At 72.5% G+C, this 15,070-nt stretch carries 13 protein-coding genes; 9 read left to right on the forward strand and 4 right to left on the reverse strand.

The genetic code is table 11. The features are described from left to right. Positions 1-12 precede the first annotated feature (12 nt). Positions 13-690 (reverse strand): MtrAB system response regulator MtrA, encoded by a 678-nt coding sequence (gene mtrA / locus C2865_RS07420; protein WP_106397618.1) that lies wholly within the window; start codon positions 688-690, stop codon positions 13-15. 236 nt (positions 691-926) lie between these two features. Here mtrA and C2865_RS07425 point away from each other — a divergent pair, with 236 nt between their 5' ends. The 3 genes from C2865_RS07425 to C2865_RS07435 are packed head-to-tail and all read left to right on the forward strand — an operon-like array spanning position 927 to position 3,701. Further along, entirely contained in the window at positions 927-1,889 is a 963-nt protein-coding gene (locus C2865_RS07425) for a glycerophosphoryl diester phosphodiesterase membrane domain-containing protein (protein WP_106397619.1), read from the forward strand. A 13-nt stretch (positions 1,890-1,902) separates the two neighbouring features. Next, positions 1,903-2,532 carry a DUF4129 domain-containing protein gene (locus tag C2865_RS07430; protein ID WP_232835441.1) on the forward strand — a complete coding sequence of 210 codons (630 nt, stop codon included), beginning with the start codon at positions 1,903-1,905 and terminating at the stop codon, positions 2,530-2,532. Next, complete coding sequence (locus C2865_RS07435; RefSeq protein WP_106397621.1) at positions 2,529-3,701, forward strand: DUF4350 domain-containing protein; 1,173 nt, start codon at positions 2,529-2,531, stop codon at positions 3,699-3,701. The genes C2865_RS07430 and C2865_RS07435 overlap by 4 nt, the downstream gene beginning before the upstream one ends. 119 nt (positions 3,702-3,820) lie before the next feature. Here C2865_RS07435 and C2865_RS07440 read toward each other — a convergent pair whose 3' ends face one another. Continuing rightward, positions 3,821-4,930: an RNA-guided endonuclease InsQ/TnpB family protein gene (locus C2865_RS07440; protein WP_106397622.1), complete on the reverse strand. Its 1,110-nt coding sequence runs from the start codon at positions 4,928-4,930 to the stop codon at positions 3,821-3,823. Positions 4,931-5,033: 103 nt separating this feature from the next. Here C2865_RS07440 and C2865_RS07445 point away from each other — a divergent pair, with 103 nt between their 5' ends. The 3 genes from C2865_RS07445 (at position 5,034) to secA (ending at position 10,272) form a co-directional block, all read left to right on the forward strand. Further along, positions 5,034-6,014, forward strand: a complete 981-nt coding sequence (locus C2865_RS07445) for an AAA family ATPase (protein WP_106398618.1) — start codon at positions 5,034-5,036, stop codon at positions 6,012-6,014. Then, positions 6,014-7,306, forward strand: coding sequence for a DUF58 domain-containing protein (locus C2865_RS07450; protein ID WP_106397623.1), 1,293 nt, complete (start codon positions 6,014-6,016; stop codon positions 7,304-7,306). The genes C2865_RS07445 and C2865_RS07450 overlap by 1 nt, the downstream gene beginning before the upstream one ends. 212 nt (positions 7,307-7,518) lie before the next feature. Beyond that, a complete protein-coding gene (gene secA, locus C2865_RS07455) occupies positions 7,519-10,272 on the forward strand; it encodes a preprotein translocase subunit SecA (protein WP_106397624.1) in 2,754 nt (917 codons plus the stop codon). Positions 10,273-10,486: 214 nt separating this feature from the next. Here the strand turns inward: secA and C2865_RS07460 are convergent, their stop codons facing one another. Together C2865_RS07460 and C2865_RS07465 are read right to left on the reverse strand one after the other, a co-directional pair. Then, positions 10,487-10,957, reverse strand: coding sequence for an Rv3235 family protein (locus C2865_RS07460; protein ID WP_106397625.1), 471 nt, complete (start codon positions 10,955-10,957; stop codon positions 10,487-10,489). A gap of 123 nt (positions 10,958-11,080) precedes the next feature. Beyond that, entirely contained in the window at positions 11,081-11,815 is a 735-nt protein-coding gene (locus C2865_RS07465; protein WP_232835442.1) for a GntR family transcriptional regulator, read from the reverse strand. Positions 11,816-11,939: 124 nt separating this feature from the next. On the opposite strand from C2865_RS07465, the gene C2865_RS07470 reads away from it, so the two are divergent. The 3 genes from C2865_RS07470 (at position 11,940) to ptsP (ending at position 15,007) form a co-directional block, all read left to right on the forward strand. Continuing rightward, the gene (locus tag C2865_RS07470) at positions 11,940-12,983 is read left to right on the forward strand and encodes an SIS domain-containing protein (protein WP_232835443.1); all 1,044 of its coding nucleotides are present in this window, start codon (positions 11,940-11,942) and stop codon (positions 12,981-12,983) included. A gap of 85 nt (positions 12,984-13,068) precedes the next feature. Next, on the forward strand, positions 13,069-13,341 hold the full coding sequence (locus tag C2865_RS07475; protein WP_106397628.1) for an HPr family phosphocarrier protein: 273 nt from the start codon (positions 13,069-13,071) through the stop codon (positions 13,339-13,341). Continuing rightward, complete coding sequence (gene ptsP, locus C2865_RS07480) at positions 13,334-15,007, forward strand: phosphoenolpyruvate--protein phosphotransferase (protein WP_106397629.1); 1,674 nt, start codon at positions 13,334-13,336, stop codon at positions 15,005-15,007. The genes C2865_RS07475 and ptsP overlap by 8 nt, the downstream gene beginning before the upstream one ends. Positions 15,008-15,070 lie beyond the last annotated feature (63 nt).

Here is a 15,070-nt window from a genome sequence, read left to right on the forward strand (position 1 = left end):
GTCGGTTTCCTTCTAGGCCGGGCCGGCCTTGTAACCCACGCCTCGCACGGTGACGACGATCTCCGGGCGCTCCGGGTCCTTCTCGATCTTGGCGCGGAGGCGCTGGACGTGCACGTTGACCAGGCGGGTGTCGGCGGCGTGCCGGTAGCCCCACACCTGCTCGAGCAGGACCTCGCGGGTGAAGACCTGGCGCGGCTTGCGGGCCAGGGCGACCAGCAGGTCGAACTCCAGGGGGGTCAGCGGGATGTGCTTGTCGCCGCGCTTGACCGAGTGCCCCGCCACGTCGATCGAGATGTCGCCGATCTGCAGGGTCTCGGGGGCGGGCTCGTCGGTGCGGCGCAGCCGGGCGCGCACCCGGGCGACCAGCTCCTTGGGCTTGAAGGGCTTGACCACGTAGTCGTCCGCGCCCGACTCCAGACCGAGCACCACGTCCACGGTGTCGCTCTTGGCGGTCAGCATGACGATCGGCACGCCCGACTCGGCCCGGATCTGGCGGCACACGTCGATGCCGTCCGCGCCGGGCAGCATCAGGTCCAGCAGCACGAGGTCGGGCCGGGTCTCCCGGAACGCCTCGAGCGCCTTGTCGCCGTCGTGCACGAACGACGGCTCGAAGCCCTCGCCGCGCAGCACGATGCCGAGCATCTCAGCGAGTGCCAGGTCGTCGTCGACGACCAGTACACGTCCTCTCATGCGCCCTCATCGCCGTTCTCTCGAAGTTCTCTCGGGAGGCCGTCATCTCCAGTCGAGTCAGGTTACCCACGTTTTACCAGTGCCGGGGCCTCTAATCGGGGAAACCGCGGCGATCTCTCCGTGGTGCCATGTACGCTGCGTTCCGATTCGCTTACGACACGCTATATTTGCACCACCTGGGGAGGGGCGGGCGTTGGGAATCACCTGGATATAAGGACACATGGCAGGATGGCCCCGTGCGAGTCGACCGGGCCGAACTGCTCGGCGGGGAGATCCCGCTGCGGCCGCTCAGTGTGGCCGAGACACTGGACGCGGCACTGGCCGTGCTGCGCCGGTCGCCCCGCGCGGTGCTGGGCCCGGCCGCGGCGATGGTGGCGGTCCTGCAGGTCCTGGTGACCGTCACTGGCTACTTCTTCGTCGGGGGGACCGACGAGTACACCCCCGGCTTCCTGCTCCGGTCGGTGGGCGAGCAGGCGACGCTGGCGGCCTTCTCCGGCCTGGCGTCCGCGCTGGTCGTCCTGGTGCTGGCCGGGCTGCTCGCGCCCGTGATCGCCCGCTCCTTCTTCGGGCAGCCGGTCTCCCTGCGCGGCGTGTGGCGGGACGCGCGGCCGCGGCTGCCCGGCCTGGCCGCGGTGGCCGCGGCGCTGGGCCTCGGCGTGCCGCTGCTGGGCGCGCTGCCGCTGGCGCCCTTCGTCGCGGTCGCCGGCACCGGCGGCTCGGTGGGGCTCGCCGTGCTGCTCGGCCTGCTCGGCCTGGCGTCGGCGCTGGCGCTCGGCGTCTGGCTCTACACCCGGTACGTGCTGGCCGCGCCCGCCGTCGTCCTGGAGCGCCAGGGGGCGCGCGCGGCGTTCTCGGCGTCCGCGCGGCTGGTCGGCGGGCAGTGGTGGAAGACGTTCGGGGTCCTGGTGCTCACCACGGTCCTCACCACGTTCATGGGGCTGATCCTCCAGGTGCCCTTCCTCGCGGGCGGCCTGCTGTTCTTCGGCGCCGACCCGCAGGGCTGGCAGGCGGTGGCCGCGCTGGCCGCCGAGACCCTCGGGCAGATCGCCTCCTGGACGGTCACCGCCCCCTTCGAGGCCGCGGTGATCGCGCTGCTCTACCTGGACCGCCGCAACCGGCGGGAGGGCCTGGACCTGGAGCTCCAGCAGCGCGCCGAGGTGCCCGACGAGGACTTCCCCGCCCTGTGGGCGCGCCCGTGACGCGAGGAGCCCGATGAGCCCGATGAACCCCGCCGAGCCGGTCGACAGGGAGACGGCGCGCGAGCTGGCCGAGAAGGAGCTGGACAAGCCCGTCTACCACCGGGACCGGCCCTCCTTCGTCGACGAGGCGCTCGACCAGGTCGAGGAGTGGCTGAAGAAGATCATGCCGGACGCCCCCGGTGCCGGGCCCGGCACCGGCGGCGGCTCGTTCACCCTGGTCGTGCTGCTCCTGCTGGCGGCCCTGCTGGTCGCCGCGGTGTGGTGGTGGATGCGCGGGCGCGGCAACGTCAGGTCCCGCAAGGCGCTGCTGGAGGACGTGCCCAGCCGGTCGCTGGACCACCGGGCCGCGGCCGAGGCGCACGCCGCGGAGGGCCGCTGGGCCGAGGCGATACGGGAGCGGCTGCGGGCGGTCGCCCGGGAGCTGGAGGAACGCGCGATCCTCGACCCCCGGCCCGGCCGCACCGCGCAGGAGCTGGCCGCCGAGGCCGCCGCGGTCCTGCCGGTGGACTTCGCGCCGGGCGTGGGAGTGTTCTACGACGTCTGGTTCGGCGACAGGCCGGGGACCCCGGAGGGCTACCGGCTGCTGGCCGACCTGGACCAGGCGGTGCAGGCCGCCAGGCCCCGGCCGTTGGAGGCGGTGTGACGCAGACGGCAGCACACGCGGAGAGCGCCGCGCAGGTCGCCGGCCGGCGGGTGCGGCGCTGGCGCGGCATCGTCCTCCCGGTCCTGGCCCTGGCCGTGATCGCGGTCCTGCTGGCCGCGCTCCGGCCCGAGGCGACCGGCGGCTACCTCGACCCCGAGTCCCCCGGCGGCAACGGCTCGCGCGCCCTGGCCGAGATCGTGCGCCAGAACGGCACGCCCGTGACCGTGGCCCGTACGGCCCGCGCGGCGGCGTCGGAGGCCACGCGGACCACGGTGGTGGTGGTCGTGCGGTCCGAGAGGCTCACCAGGGCCGAGCTGAGGCAGCTGGCGGCGGCACCCGGCACGCTGCTGCTGGTCGAGCCGACGGACGCGGCCCTGAAGCGGCTCGCGCCGGGCGTCTCCAGGGCCACGACGGCGGCCGCGGGCTTCGCCGTTCCCGGCTGCCCGCTGATGGAGGGCACCGGGACGGTGACCTTCGGGGACTCCCAGCTGTACACCGCGCCCTCCCATGCGCTCACCTGCTACCCGGACCCGGAGGAGAACCTGGCCCGGATGGTCGTGCTGGGGGAGGGCGCGCCCAAACCCGTCACGGTGCTGGGGTCGGGGACGCCCCTCACCAACGACGAACTGGCCGAGGACGGCAACGCGGCGTTCGGGATGGACCTCCTCGGAGGGGCGCACGACAAGGCCGTGTGGCTGATGCCGGACCTGCCCACCGAGGCGGAGGCCGGGGACGAGAGCCTGGCGGAGCTGATCCCGCCGGGCGTCACCCTCTTCTTCTGGCAGGTGCTCATCGCGGTCGGCCTGCTGGCCCTGTGGCGGGTGCGCAGGCTGGGCCCCGTGGTGGTCGAGCGCCTGCCGGTGGCCGTCCGCTCCGCCGAGACCGTCGAGGGCAGGGCCCGCCTCTACCGCGCGGCACGGGCGCGCGACCGGGCGGCGCTGGCCCTGCGCGAGTCGGCGCGCGAACGTTTCGTGCCGCTGCTCGGCCTCCCGCGCAGCGCCGCCGCCGACCCCGGCAAAGCCGAACAGGTCACCATCCTGGTGACATCACGTACAGGATGGGACCGGCAGACCGCCGGCTGGGCGCTGTACGGTCCCGCCCCCGGGGACGACGCGGAGCTCGTCCGCCTGACCGACCTGCTGGACGACCTGGAGAAACGACTTCTTTGACCTCCTCCGCCGCCTTGAAGGGCGGGGATTCCAGCGGTCGCCCGCCGGGATTCCTGCTTCGTCGGGCCGTGCCCTCACCGCTTTCGCGGGTCAGGACCCACCGGCCCTCCACAGGCGTTTCAGCTCTCCGCCAGCCCGGCGGCGAGAATGTTCTTCGCGGCGTTGACGTCTCGATCGTGGACGATCCCGCAGCTGCCGCAGACCCAGTCACGGACGTGCAGCGGCATCGCGGCGGCCCGGTGCCCGCATGTCGAGCACGGCTTGCTGGAGGGGAACCAGCGGTTCACCACGATCAGGGTGCGGCCGTACCAGTCGGCCTTGTACTCCAGCATCGACCGCAACTCCCGCCAGGCCGCGTCCGAGACGGCGCGGGCCAGAGTGCGGTTCTTGATCATGTTGCGGACGGCGAGGTCCTCGATCACGACCGTTTGGTTCTCACGGACGAGCCGAGTGGTGAGCTTGTGCAGGAAGTCCCGCCTGCGGTCGGTGACCCGCGCATGGACGCGGGCCAGGCGCAGACGGGCCTTCTCCCGGTTCCTACCGCCTTTGGCCTTGCGGGAATGTTCCCGCTGGGCCCTGGTCAGACGGCGGCGATCGCGCCGCTCGTGCTTCGGGTCGGCGACCTTCTCTCCGGTCGAGAGTGTCACCAAAGCCGTCAGGCCCGCGTCGATGCCCACCGACGATTCGACGGGGTCCAGGTGGGGGATGCGGTCTTCGCACAGAAGGGATACGAACCAGCGCCCGGCCGCGTCTCGCGACACCGTCACCGTCGTCGGCTCCGCCCCTTCTGGCAGGGGCCGGGACCACACGACGTTCAGCGGCTCCTTCATTTTCGCGAGGGTGAGTCGCCCGTCGCGGTACTTGAAGGCGGAACGGGTGTACTCGGCCGAGGCACGGGACTTTTTCTTGGATTTGAACGCCGGATGCCTGGCGCGCTTGTTCCAGAAGTTCACGAACGCGCCTTGCAGGTGCCGCAAAGCCTGCTGGAGCGGCACGGAGGACACCTCGCCCAGGAAGGCGAGTTCCTCGGTGCGCTTCCACCGGGTCAGGAGCGCGGAGGACTCCGCATAGGAGACACGGCGTCCCTCGCCGGCGTAGGCGCGGGTGCGTTCCGCCAGCATCCGGTTGTAGACCAGGCGGACGCAGCCGAACGTGCGCGACAGTTCCGCCGCTTGCGCCTCCGTCGGATGGAAGCGGTACCGGAAAGCCCGTTTCACCTGCCGTCCCATGCCCCGCACTTTACTAAGAGAACAGCTGAGAACACTCACTGTGAAGGGAGGGAGCGGCGTGTCCTCCCCGTCTGAAGGCAGGAGACTCCACGCCGTGAACCCGATGAGCGACGAGACAGTGATCGACACGGGGGTTCCCGTGGCGGACGCCAGGCGTTCCCTCGGCGCGTTGCGCGGCGAGGTCGCCAAGGCGGTGGTCGGCCAGGACGCGGTGGTCACCGGGCTGGTGATCGCGTTGCTGTGCCGCGGCCACGTGCTGCTGGAGGGCGTGCCCGGCGTGGCCAAGACGCTCCTGGTGCGCACCCTGGCGCAGACGCTGGAGCTGGACTTCAAGCGCGTGCAGTTCACGCCCGACCTGATGCCGGGCGACGTGACGGGATCGCTGATCTACGACGCGAGGTCGGCGGAGTTCGAGTTCCGGCGGGGGCCGGTCTTCACCAACCTCCTGCTGGCCGACGAGATCAACCGGACGCCGCCCAAGACGCAGGCCTCGCTGCTGGAGGCGATGGAGGAGCGCCAGGTGTCGGTGGACGGCACGCCGTTCGCGCTGCCCGACCCGTTCGTCGTCTGCGCCACCCAGAACCCGGTCGAGTACGAGGGCACCTACCCGCTGCCCGAGGCGCAGCTCGACAGGTTCCTGGTGAAGCTGACCGTCCCGCTGCCCACCAGGGACGAGGAGATCGGCGTGGTGCAGCGCCACGCGTCGGGCTTCGACCCCCGCGACCTCTCGGAGGTCGACGCCGTCGCCGGGGCGGCCGACCTCGACGCGGGCCGGGAGGCCGTGCGCGGCCTGCACGTGGACCAGAAGGTCGTCGCCTACATCGTCGACCTGTGCCGGGCCACCCGGGAGTCGCCCTCGCTGCAGCTGGGGGCCTCCCCGCGCGGCGCGACGGCCCTGCTGAACACCTCGCGGGCCTGGGCGTGGCTGTCGGGGCGCGACTACGTCACCCCCGACGACGTCAAGGCGCTGGCGCGGCCCACCCTGCGGCACCGCATCCAGCTCCGCCCGGAGGCCGAGCTGGAGGGGGCCACCACGGACGGGGTGCTCGAAGGGGTGCTGGCGACCGTCCCCACGCCGCGGTAATGGCGATCACCGGACGGGTCGGGCTGCTGGCGCTGCTGGCCGCGGCGCTGCCGCTGCTGTTCCCGTATGGCTGGGTGATCGCCGCGGTCGCGGGGGTGCTCGCCGTGGCCGTGGCCGCGGACTTCGCGCTGGCGGGCAACGTCCGCAGGCTGGTGCTGCACCGCTCCGGCGACACCAGCGTGCGGCTGGGGGAGTCGGCCTCGGTCGGGCTGATCGTGGAGAACCCCGGGACGCGGCGGGTGCGCGCCGTCGTGCGCGACGCCTGGCCGCCGAGCGCGGGCGCGGCCCCCCGCACCGCCGAGATCTCCCTGCCCCCCGGCGAGCGCAGGCGGATCGACCTGACGCTGACCCCCACCCGGCGCGGCGACAGGTCGTCGGTGTCGGTGACCGTGCGCTCCACCGGCCCGCTGGGGCTGGCGGCCCGGCAGCTGACGCGGACCTCGCCGTGGACGGTGCGGGTCCTGCCCGCCTTCCCGTCGCGCCGGCACCTGCCCGCCAAGCTCCGCAAGCTCAGGGAGCTGACGGGGCAGCACGTCGCGCTCATCCGCGGCCAGGGCACGGAGTTCGACTCCCTGCGCGAGTACGTCCCGGGCGACGACGTGCGGTCGATCGACTGGCGGGCCACCGCGCGGCGCGGCGACGTGGTCGTGCGGACCTGGCGGCCGGAACGGGACAGGCGGATCTTCCTCGTCCTGGACACCGGCCGCACCTCGGCCGGGCGGGTCGGCGACGTGCCCCGCCTGGACTGCTCGATGGACGCGGCGCTGCTGCTGGGCGCCCTGGCCTCGCGGGCCGGGGACCGGGTGGACCTGCTCGCCTACGACCGCCGGGTGCGGGCCAGGGTCGAGGGGGCGCCGCGCACCGAGCTGCTGCCCGCCATGGTGCGGGCGATGGCGCCGCTGGAGCCGGAGCTGATCGAGTCGGACGCGGCCGGGATGGTCTCGGCGCTGCTGGCGCGCGCCCGGCGGCGCAGCCTGGTGGTGCTGCTGACCGAGCTGAACGCCGCGGCGCTGGAGGAGGGGCTGATCCCGCTGCTGCCGCGGCTCACCGCCCGCCACCTGGTGATGATCGCCGCGGTCGCGGACCCGCGGGTGGCCGAGATGGCGGCCTCGCGCGGCGACCTGGCCGCCGTCTACGACGCGGCGGCGGCCGAGCGGGCGCGCGGCGAGCGGCGCAGGCTCACGGCCGAGCTGCGCCGGTACGGTGTCGAGGTGGTGGACGCCACGCCGGAGTCCCTGGCCCCGGCGCTGGCCGACGCCTACCTGGCGCTGAAGGCCGCCGGACGGCTGTGACGGCGCCCGCCGGCCTGGCCGTAACCGGTCAAGACGGCGGACAGGGGAGGGAACCGGTCACGACGCCGGTCCGTTGGGCTCAGGAACGAATTGCGCGCGAGGGTGACCTGCACCATCCTGGACCTCACCTAGGATGGACAGGCTAAGAGTGGTATGCGCGACAAGGGTTCCCACCCGCGTGCGGCTATCCGATCTGCAAGGAGCTTCCGAGAGTGCCAGCTGTCATCGACAAGATTCTTCGCGCAGGCGAAGGCAAGGTCCTGCGCAAGCTCAAGCGGATCGCCAACCAGGTGAACTCCATCGAAGACGACTTCACGGAGATGAGCGACGCCGAGCTGCGCGCGCTCACCGACACCTACCGGGAGCGCCTGGCGGACGGCGAGACGCTGGACGACCTGCTGCCCGAGGCGTTCGCCACCGCCCGTGAGGCGGCGCGGCGGGTCCTGGGCCAGCGTCACTTCGACGTCCAGGTCATGGGCGGGGCCGCACTGCACCTGGGCAACATCGCCGAGATGAGGACCGGTGAGGGCAAGACCCTCACCTGCGTGCTCCCGGCGTACCTCAACGCGCTGTCCGGCAAGGGCGTGCACGTCATCACGGTCAACGACTACCTGGCCAAGCGCGACGCCGAGTGGATGGGCCGCGTGCACCAGTTCCTCGGCCTCGAGGTGGGCGTGATCCTGGGGAACATGCCCCCCGAGGAGCGGCGCAAGGCCTACAACGCCGACATCACCTACGGCACCAACAACGAGTTCGGCTTCGACTACCTGCGCGACAACATGGCCTGGTCGCTGGACGAGTGCGTCCAGCGCGGCCACAACTTCGCGATCGTCGACGAGGTCGACTCCATCCTGATCGACGAGGCCCGCACCCCGCTGATCATCTCGGGCCCCGGCGACCAGAACTCCAAGTGGTTCGCCGAGTTCGCCAAGATCGTGCCCCGGCTGAAGAAGGCCTCCGACAAGGAGTCCGACGACGGCGACTACCAGGTCGACGAGAAGAAGCGCACCGTCGGCATCCTGGAGTCCGGCGTGGAGAAGGTCGAGGACTGGCTCGGCATCGACAACCTCTACGACTCGGTCAACACCCCGCTGGTCGGCTTCCTGAACAACGCCCTCAAGGCCAAGGAGCTGTACAAGAAGGACAAGGACTACGTCGTCATGAACGGCGAGGTCCTGATCGTCGACGAGTTCACCGGGCGCATCCTCAGCGGCCGGCGCTACAACGAGGGCATGCACCAGGCCATCGAGGCCAAGGAGGGCGTGTCGATCAAGGACGAGAACCAGACGCTCGCCACGATCACCCTCCAGAACTACTTCCGCCTGTACGCCAAGCTCGGCGGCATGACCGGCACCGCGCAGACCGAGGCGTCGGAGTTCAACAAGATCTACAAGCTCGGCGTCATCACGATCCCGACCAACCGCCCGATGCAGCGCCTGGACGTGGCCGACGTGGTCTACAAGACCGAGGACGCCAAGTTCGAGGCGGTCGTGGAGGACATCGAGGAGCGGCACGCCAAGGGCCAGCCGGTCCTGGTCGGCACCACCTCGGTGGCGAAGTCCGAGAAGCTGTCCAAGATGCTGCGCAACCGCGGCATCCCGCACGAGGTGCTCAACGCCAAGCACCACGAGCGGGAGTCGGCGATCGTCGCCGAGGCCGGGCGCAAGGGCGCGGTCACCGTGGCCACCAACATGGCCGGCCGCGGCACCGACATCATGCTGGGCGGCAACCCCGAGTTCCGCGCCGACCTCGAGCTGCACCGCCGCGGCCTGTCCCCGCTGGAGACGCCCGAGGAGTACGAGGAGGCCTGGGCCGAGGCGCTGGAGAAGGCCAAGGAGGACGTCAAGGGCGAGCACGAGATCGTCGCCGAGGCCGGCGGCCTGTACGTGCTGGGCACCGAGCGCCACGAGTCCCGCCGGATCGACAACCAGCTGCGCGGCCGCTCCGGCCGCCAGGGCGACCCGGGCGAGTCCCGGTTCTACCTGTCGCTGGAGGACGACCTCATGCGGCTGTTCAACTCCGCCCGGGTCGAGATGATCATGAACCGGCTCAACATCCCGGACGACCAGCCGATCGAGGCCAAGATGGTCTCGTCCGCGATCAAGTCGGCGCAGCACCAGGTCGAGCAGCAGAACTTCGAGATCCGCAAGAACGTCCTGAAGTACGACGAGGTGCTCAACCGCCAGCGCCAGGTGATCTACGCCGAGCGCCGCCGGGTGCTGGAGGGCGCCGACCTGCGCGAGCAGATCCGGCACATGATCGACGAGGTCGTCGACGGCTACGTCGCCGGCGCCACCGCCGAGGGCTTCGCCGAGGAATGGGACCTCGAGAAGCTCTGGAAGGCCTTCAACCAGCTCTACCCGGTCTCCGTCACCGTCGACGAGGTGATCGAGGAGGCCGGCGGCGACGTGCAGAACCTCAGCGCCGAGGGCATCGCCGACCGCATCCGCGAGGACGCCCAGGCCGGCTACGACAAGCGCGAGGCCGAGCTCGGCGAGGAGGTCATGCGCGAGCTGGAGCGCCGCGTCGTGCTGACCGTCCTGGACCGCAAGTGGCGCGAGCACCTGTACGAGATGGACTACCTCCAGGAGGGCATCGGCCTGCGCGCGATGGCGCAGCGCGACCCGCTGGTGGAGTACCAGCGCGAGGGCTACGACATGTTCGCCTCGATGATGGAGGCGATCAAGGAGGAGTCGGTCGGCTACCTCTACCACCTGGAGGTCGAGGTCGAGGAGCAGCCCGCCGCCAAGGTGGGGGCCGCCCCGGTCGCCGTCGCCGCCACCACCGGCGGCCCGTCCCTGGACAAGCCCGAGCCCAAGAAGCTCGACTTCTCCGGCCCGGACGAGCAGGGCGAGGTCGAGCACCACGTCGAGGACGTCGAGAAGCTTCCCGAGGTCTCCCGCAACGACCCCTGCCCCTGCGGCAGCGGCAAGAAGTACAAGCGCTGCCACGGCGGCCGCCGCTAGGCCCGCCCGGCACCCGCGAACGCCGCCCGTCCCTCCAGGGACGGGCGGCGTCCGCCTTTCCCGGCCCCTTCCGCGGGACCGCCCCGGCCACCGCACGGGCGGCGGAGCACCCCCGGCGAGGGCCGCTCCGCGTCCACGGCGGTCCGCACCCGGCCCTGGCGGACCGGGCCGAGCGCGGCGGTCCCGCCTTCCGCGCCGGTTCTCCCGGCGGGGCTCAGGAGGGGATGACGGTCTCCAGGGCCGCGCACTTCCAGCGGCCGCGCAGGAGGACCAGGCGCAGGGCGATGGGCTGGATGCGGCCGCCGATCACGACGGTGGCGGTGATCTCGGCGACGCCGTCGCGCGGCTCCTGGATGCGGCGGTTGCGGATGCGGGGGGCGCCGGGGCGGATCGGGAGGCGGTCGCGGGGGCGGGACGCCTGGCGGGTGAGGGCCCCGGCCAGCTCGGCGGTGGCCAGGGACGCCAGCTGCTGGAAGGGGCGGCGGCCGGCGAAGACCTCGGCGGCGACCCAGATCACCCGGTCGGCGGCGGGCCCGAGCGCCTCGACGCCGCCGGGGGCGCCCCTGGCCTGCTCCTCGCACGGATACGGCTTGAAGGCCAGGCTCCCCCCGGTCTCGGGCGTCCAGTCCTCCCTGGCCGTGACGTCCATGACCGACACCAGCCGGACCACGCGCGGACGCGGCATGCGACCTCCTCTCGACGCGCGCCCTGTGCGCGCATCTGACAGAGGCCCCGAGGCGGCCCCGTGATACGGGGCGCTCGGTAAATTCCGCGTCATGCCGGGGCCGCGGGCCGTCCGGCGGCCGGGTCAGCGGGAGCGGACGAGGCTGGTGTGGAGCCGGTAGCGGTCGGCGCGGTAGGCGGACTCGGTGAGCTCGGCGCAGGTGGAGTTCTGGTAGGAGCGCCGGCGCAGGAGCAGGACCGGGCTGCCGTGGGGGAGGTGGAGGAGGTCGGCGTCGCCGGGGGTGGCGATGCCGGCCTCGACGGTCTGGTCGCCGGAGTCGAAGACGACGCCGTAGCGGTGCTCCAGCAGGTCGTAGAGGGACTGGCCGGGGGAGCGGACCGCCAGGAGGTCGGGGGCCAGGGCCGCGGGGATGTGGCAGCGCTCCAGGGCCATGGGGGTGCCGTCGGCGGTGCGCAGCCGCTCGATGATGTGCACGGGGGCGCCGGGCGCGAGGCCGAGGCCCTTGGCGACGTGCCCCGCGGCGGGGAGGGTGCGCTGGTCCAGGTCCACGGAGCCGGGCACCATGCCGCGCGCCTTCATCTCCTCGGTGAAGGAGGAGCTCAGCCGCAGCGGCATGTCGATCTTGGGACGGGCGACGAAGGTGCCCTTGCCCGGCACCCGGTACAGCCTGCCCTCGGCGACCAGCTGGTCCACCGCCTGGCGGACGGTCATCCGGGACAGGCCGTAGCTGTGGCACAGCTCGCGTTCGGACGGCATGGGGGCGTCGACCCCGAGTTCCGACTCCTCGATCAGGTCGAGGAGGAGACCGCGGAGCTGGACGTACTTCGGCACCGGGCTGGAGGCGTCGATGGCGGCCAAGTCTTTACCACCTCGTGAGAGAAGGGCCTTTGAGGTCATGTTTCCATAACGGTAGAGTCCATACTGGTATGGTCCGGACTAGACCGGCTAAATCCGGTCAAAGAAGTTCAAGGGAAGGGACCCCATGCCCAGTCGGATGAGGCACGAGATCGGCGAGCAGCCGGAGGCGCTGCGCGCGACCATCGGCTCCCTGCTCCCGCGGATCGCGGAACTGGAGAAGCTGGCCGCCGGCACCCGCCAGGTGCTGTTCGTGGCCCGGGGCTCCTCCGACAACGCGGCCGTCTACGGGCGCTACCTGGTGGAGTCGCGGACCGGGCGGCTGGCGTCCCTCGCCGCGCCGTCCATCGCCACCACCTACCGCAGCCGGATCGACCTGGACGGCGTGCTCGCGGTGGCGATCAGCCAGTCGGGCAGGACCGAGGAGATCGTCGAGACCATGGCCTGGGCGCGCGACTGCGGCGCCAGGACCGTGGCGGTGACCAACGGGCACGGCTCCCCGCTGGCCGAGGCCGCGGACGTGGCGCTGCTCACCGAGGCGGGCGACGAGCTGGCGGTCCCGGCGACCAAGACCTACACCACCCAGCTGGCCGCGCTGGCGGTGCTGGGCGCGGGCCTGGGCGCCGACGTGGACCCGGCCGACCTGGCGCGGGTGCCCGACGAGATCGAGCGGTTGATCGAGGCCACGGAGGCGGCCGAGGAGCTGCCCCTGATCGTCGAGGAGCTGGCCCGGGTGCAGGGCGTCGTCGTCTCGGCGCGCGGCCTGGCCTTCGGCACCGCGCTGGAGCTGGCGCTCAAGCTCAAGGAGGCCTGCTACCTGCACGCCATGGGCCTGTCGTACGCCGACCTCCTGCACGGCCCCATCGCGGTCGTGGACGAGAACACCCCGGCGATCGTGCTGGGCGCGGCAGGCAGCCCGGTCATGGCGGGCACGGCGGCGCTGGCGGCCCGGGTGGCCGAGGCCGGGGCGCGCGCCTACGGGATCGGCGGCGGCCCCGCGCTGGCGGGGGCGTCCTCGCTGGCGCTGCCGGGCCCGGCGCTGCCGGAGTGGACGGCGCCCCTGGGTCTGATCGTCCCGGGTCAACTGGTGGTAGAGCGATTGGCACGCAGGCTTGGGATTAATCCGGACGTACCCCGTGGTTTGAATAAAGTGACCCAAACCGGTGTATAGCCTGGTTTACCAGTAAGCAAGATTTCCCGCTGTTCCGGCCGGGAGCGGACCGGCTCTCTGGAACAATCCACCTTGAAGGAGGATCATGGCTGAGCGTCTGGTGAGAGTCGAGTCGATGGTCGGCCTGCACTCCCGGCCGGCGGCGGAGTTCGTGAAGGCCGCCGCCCAGTGTCCGGTCGAGGTGAGTGTGGGGCGTCACACGGGAGAGCTGGTCAACGCCAAGAGCATCCTGGCCGTGCTGGCCCTGGACGCGCGTCCGGGCGAGCACCTGCGGCTGTGCGCCGAAGGCGAGGGCGCGGAGGAGGTCCTGGACCGTCTGGCGAGCCTGTTCACGCAGTTCTCGGAGACGAATGCGTGAGCTCCTCGGAACGGGAGTCAGCTCCGGCGTAGGAGTCGGTCCCGTCCGCGTCGTGAGCGGCACGGTGCCCGAGCCGCCCGCCGACCCCTTCTCCGGCGACCCCGTCGCCGAGACGGCCCGCGCCCTGGAGGCGCTGGAGGCGGTCGGACGCGAGCTGGAGTCCCGGGCGCAGGCCGCCGGCGGCGAGGCCAAGGACATGCTGGCCGCCCAGGCCCTGATGGCCCGCGACCCCGACCTGGCCGGCGAGATCAGGATCGGCATCTCCGCGGGGCTCACCGCCGCCCGCGCCGTCTACGAGTCCTTCGGCTTCTACCGGGAGCTCCTGTCCGGGGCGAGCGACTACATGTCCGCCCGGGTGAGCGACCTGGACGACGTGCGCGACCGCGCCGTGGCCCGGCTGATGTCGCTCGCCGTCCCCGGGGCGCCCGAGTCCGACGAACCGTACGTGCTCATCACCCAGGACCTCGCCCCCGCCGACCTCGCGCTGCTCGACCCGCGGCAGGTCGTGGCGTTCGTGACCGAGGAGGGCGGCCCGATCGGGCACACCGCGATCCTCGCCCGCGCCATGGGCATCCCCGCCATCGTCTCCTGCCCCGGCGTGCTGGAGCTGAAGGACGGCGAGCGCGTCCTGGTCGACGGGGCCTCCGGCCGGCTGACCGTCGACCCGGAGGACGAGCAGATCCGCCGGGCCAAGGCGGCCGAACGCGCCCGCGCCGAGGCCGTCGGCAGCGCCACCGGCCCCGGCCGCACCAAGGACGGCCACCCGGTCCCGCTGCTGGCCAACATCGGCGGCCCCAAGGACGTCGACCGCGCCCTGGCCAGCGGAGCCGAGGGCGTCGGCCTCTTCCGCAGCGAGTACCTCTTCCTCGACCGCGAGGTCCCCCTCACCGAGGAGCAGCAGATCGCCGCCTACCGCGAGGTGCTGGAGGCCTTCCCGCGCGTCGTGGTGCGGGTCCTGGACGCGGGGGCGGACAAGCCGCTGCCGTTCCTGCCCCCGGCCGCGGTCGAGCCCAACCCCGCGCTGGGCGAACGCGGCCTGCGCCTGCTGCGCCGCCACCCGCACGTGCTGCGCGGCCAGCTGCGCGCCCTGGCCAAGGCGGCCGAGGGGCTGCCCGCCGACCGCCTGCGCGTGATGGCGCCGATGGTCACCGACGCCGAGGAGGCGCGGGTGTTCACCGCCGCCTGCCGGGAGGCCGGGCTCACCCAGGCGGGCATCATGATCGAGGTCCCCGCCGCCGCCATCCGCGCCCGCGACATCGCCGAGGAGGTCGACTTCTTCAGCCTCGGCACCAACGACCTGGCCCAGTACGTCTTCGCGGTGGACCGCCAGGTCACCAGCCTCACCCGGCTGCAGGACCCGTGGCGCCCCGCCCTGCTGGACCTCATGGCCTTCGCGGCCGAGGCGGCCGTCGGCGCCGGCAAGGGCTGCGGGGTGTGCGGCGAGGCCGCGGCCGACCCGATCATGGCCTGCGTGCTGGCCGGACTCGGCGTCACCAGCCTGTCGATGAGCGCGCCGTCCCTGCCCCTGGTCCGCGCCGCCCTGGCCGCCCACACCCTGGACGAGTGCCGCGCCGCGGCCGCCGCGGCCCGCGCCGCCCGCACCGAGACCCAGGCCCGCCGGGCCGCCCGCGCCGCCCTCCCCGCACTGGAGACCCTCGGCCTGTGACCGCGGGACGCGTCCACGCGCACGTCCTGCGGTGATCAGGGCCGGGCCCGTGTCGATTCCTGC

Origin of the sequence: Actinocorallia populi (assembly GCF_002995495.1) — a bacterium.
GTDB classification, from domain to species: Bacteria; Actinomycetota; Actinomycetes; order Streptosporangiales; family Streptosporangiaceae; genus Actinocorallia; species Actinocorallia populi.

Coding starts and splice junctions, on each gene's coding strand:
- mtrA (WP_106397618.1), bottom strand. CDS start 690: ATGAGAGGACGTGTACTGGTCGTCGACGACGACCTGGCACTCGCTGAG.
- C2865_RS07430 (WP_232835441.1), top strand. CDS start 1,903: ATGAGCCCGATGAACCCCGCCGAGCCGGTCGACAGGGAGACGGCGCGC.
- C2865_RS07440 (WP_106397622.1), bottom strand. CDS start 4,930: ATGGGACGGCAGGTGAAACGGGCTTTCCGGTACCGCTTCCATCCGACG.
- C2865_RS07445 (WP_106398618.1), top strand. CDS start 5,034: ATGAGCGACGAGACAGTGATCGACACGGGGGTTCCCGTGGCGGACGCC.
- C2865_RS07450 (WP_106397623.1), top strand. CDS start 6,014: ATGGCGATCACCGGACGGGTCGGGCTGCTGGCGCTGCTGGCCGCGGCG.
- C2865_RS07460 (WP_106397625.1), bottom strand. CDS start 10,957: ATGCCGCGTCCGCGCGTGGTCCGGCTGGTGTCGGTCATGGACGTCACG.
- C2865_RS07470 (WP_232835443.1), top strand. CDS start 11,940: ATGCCCAGTCGGATGAGGCACGAGATCGGCGAGCAGCCGGAGGCGCTG.
- C2865_RS07475 (WP_106397628.1), top strand. CDS start 13,069: ATGGCTGAGCGTCTGGTGAGAGTCGAGTCGATGGTCGGCCTGCACTCC.
- ptsP (WP_106397629.1), top strand. CDS start 13,334: ATGCGTGAGCTCCTCGGAACGGGAGTCAGCTCCGGCGTAGGAGTCGGT.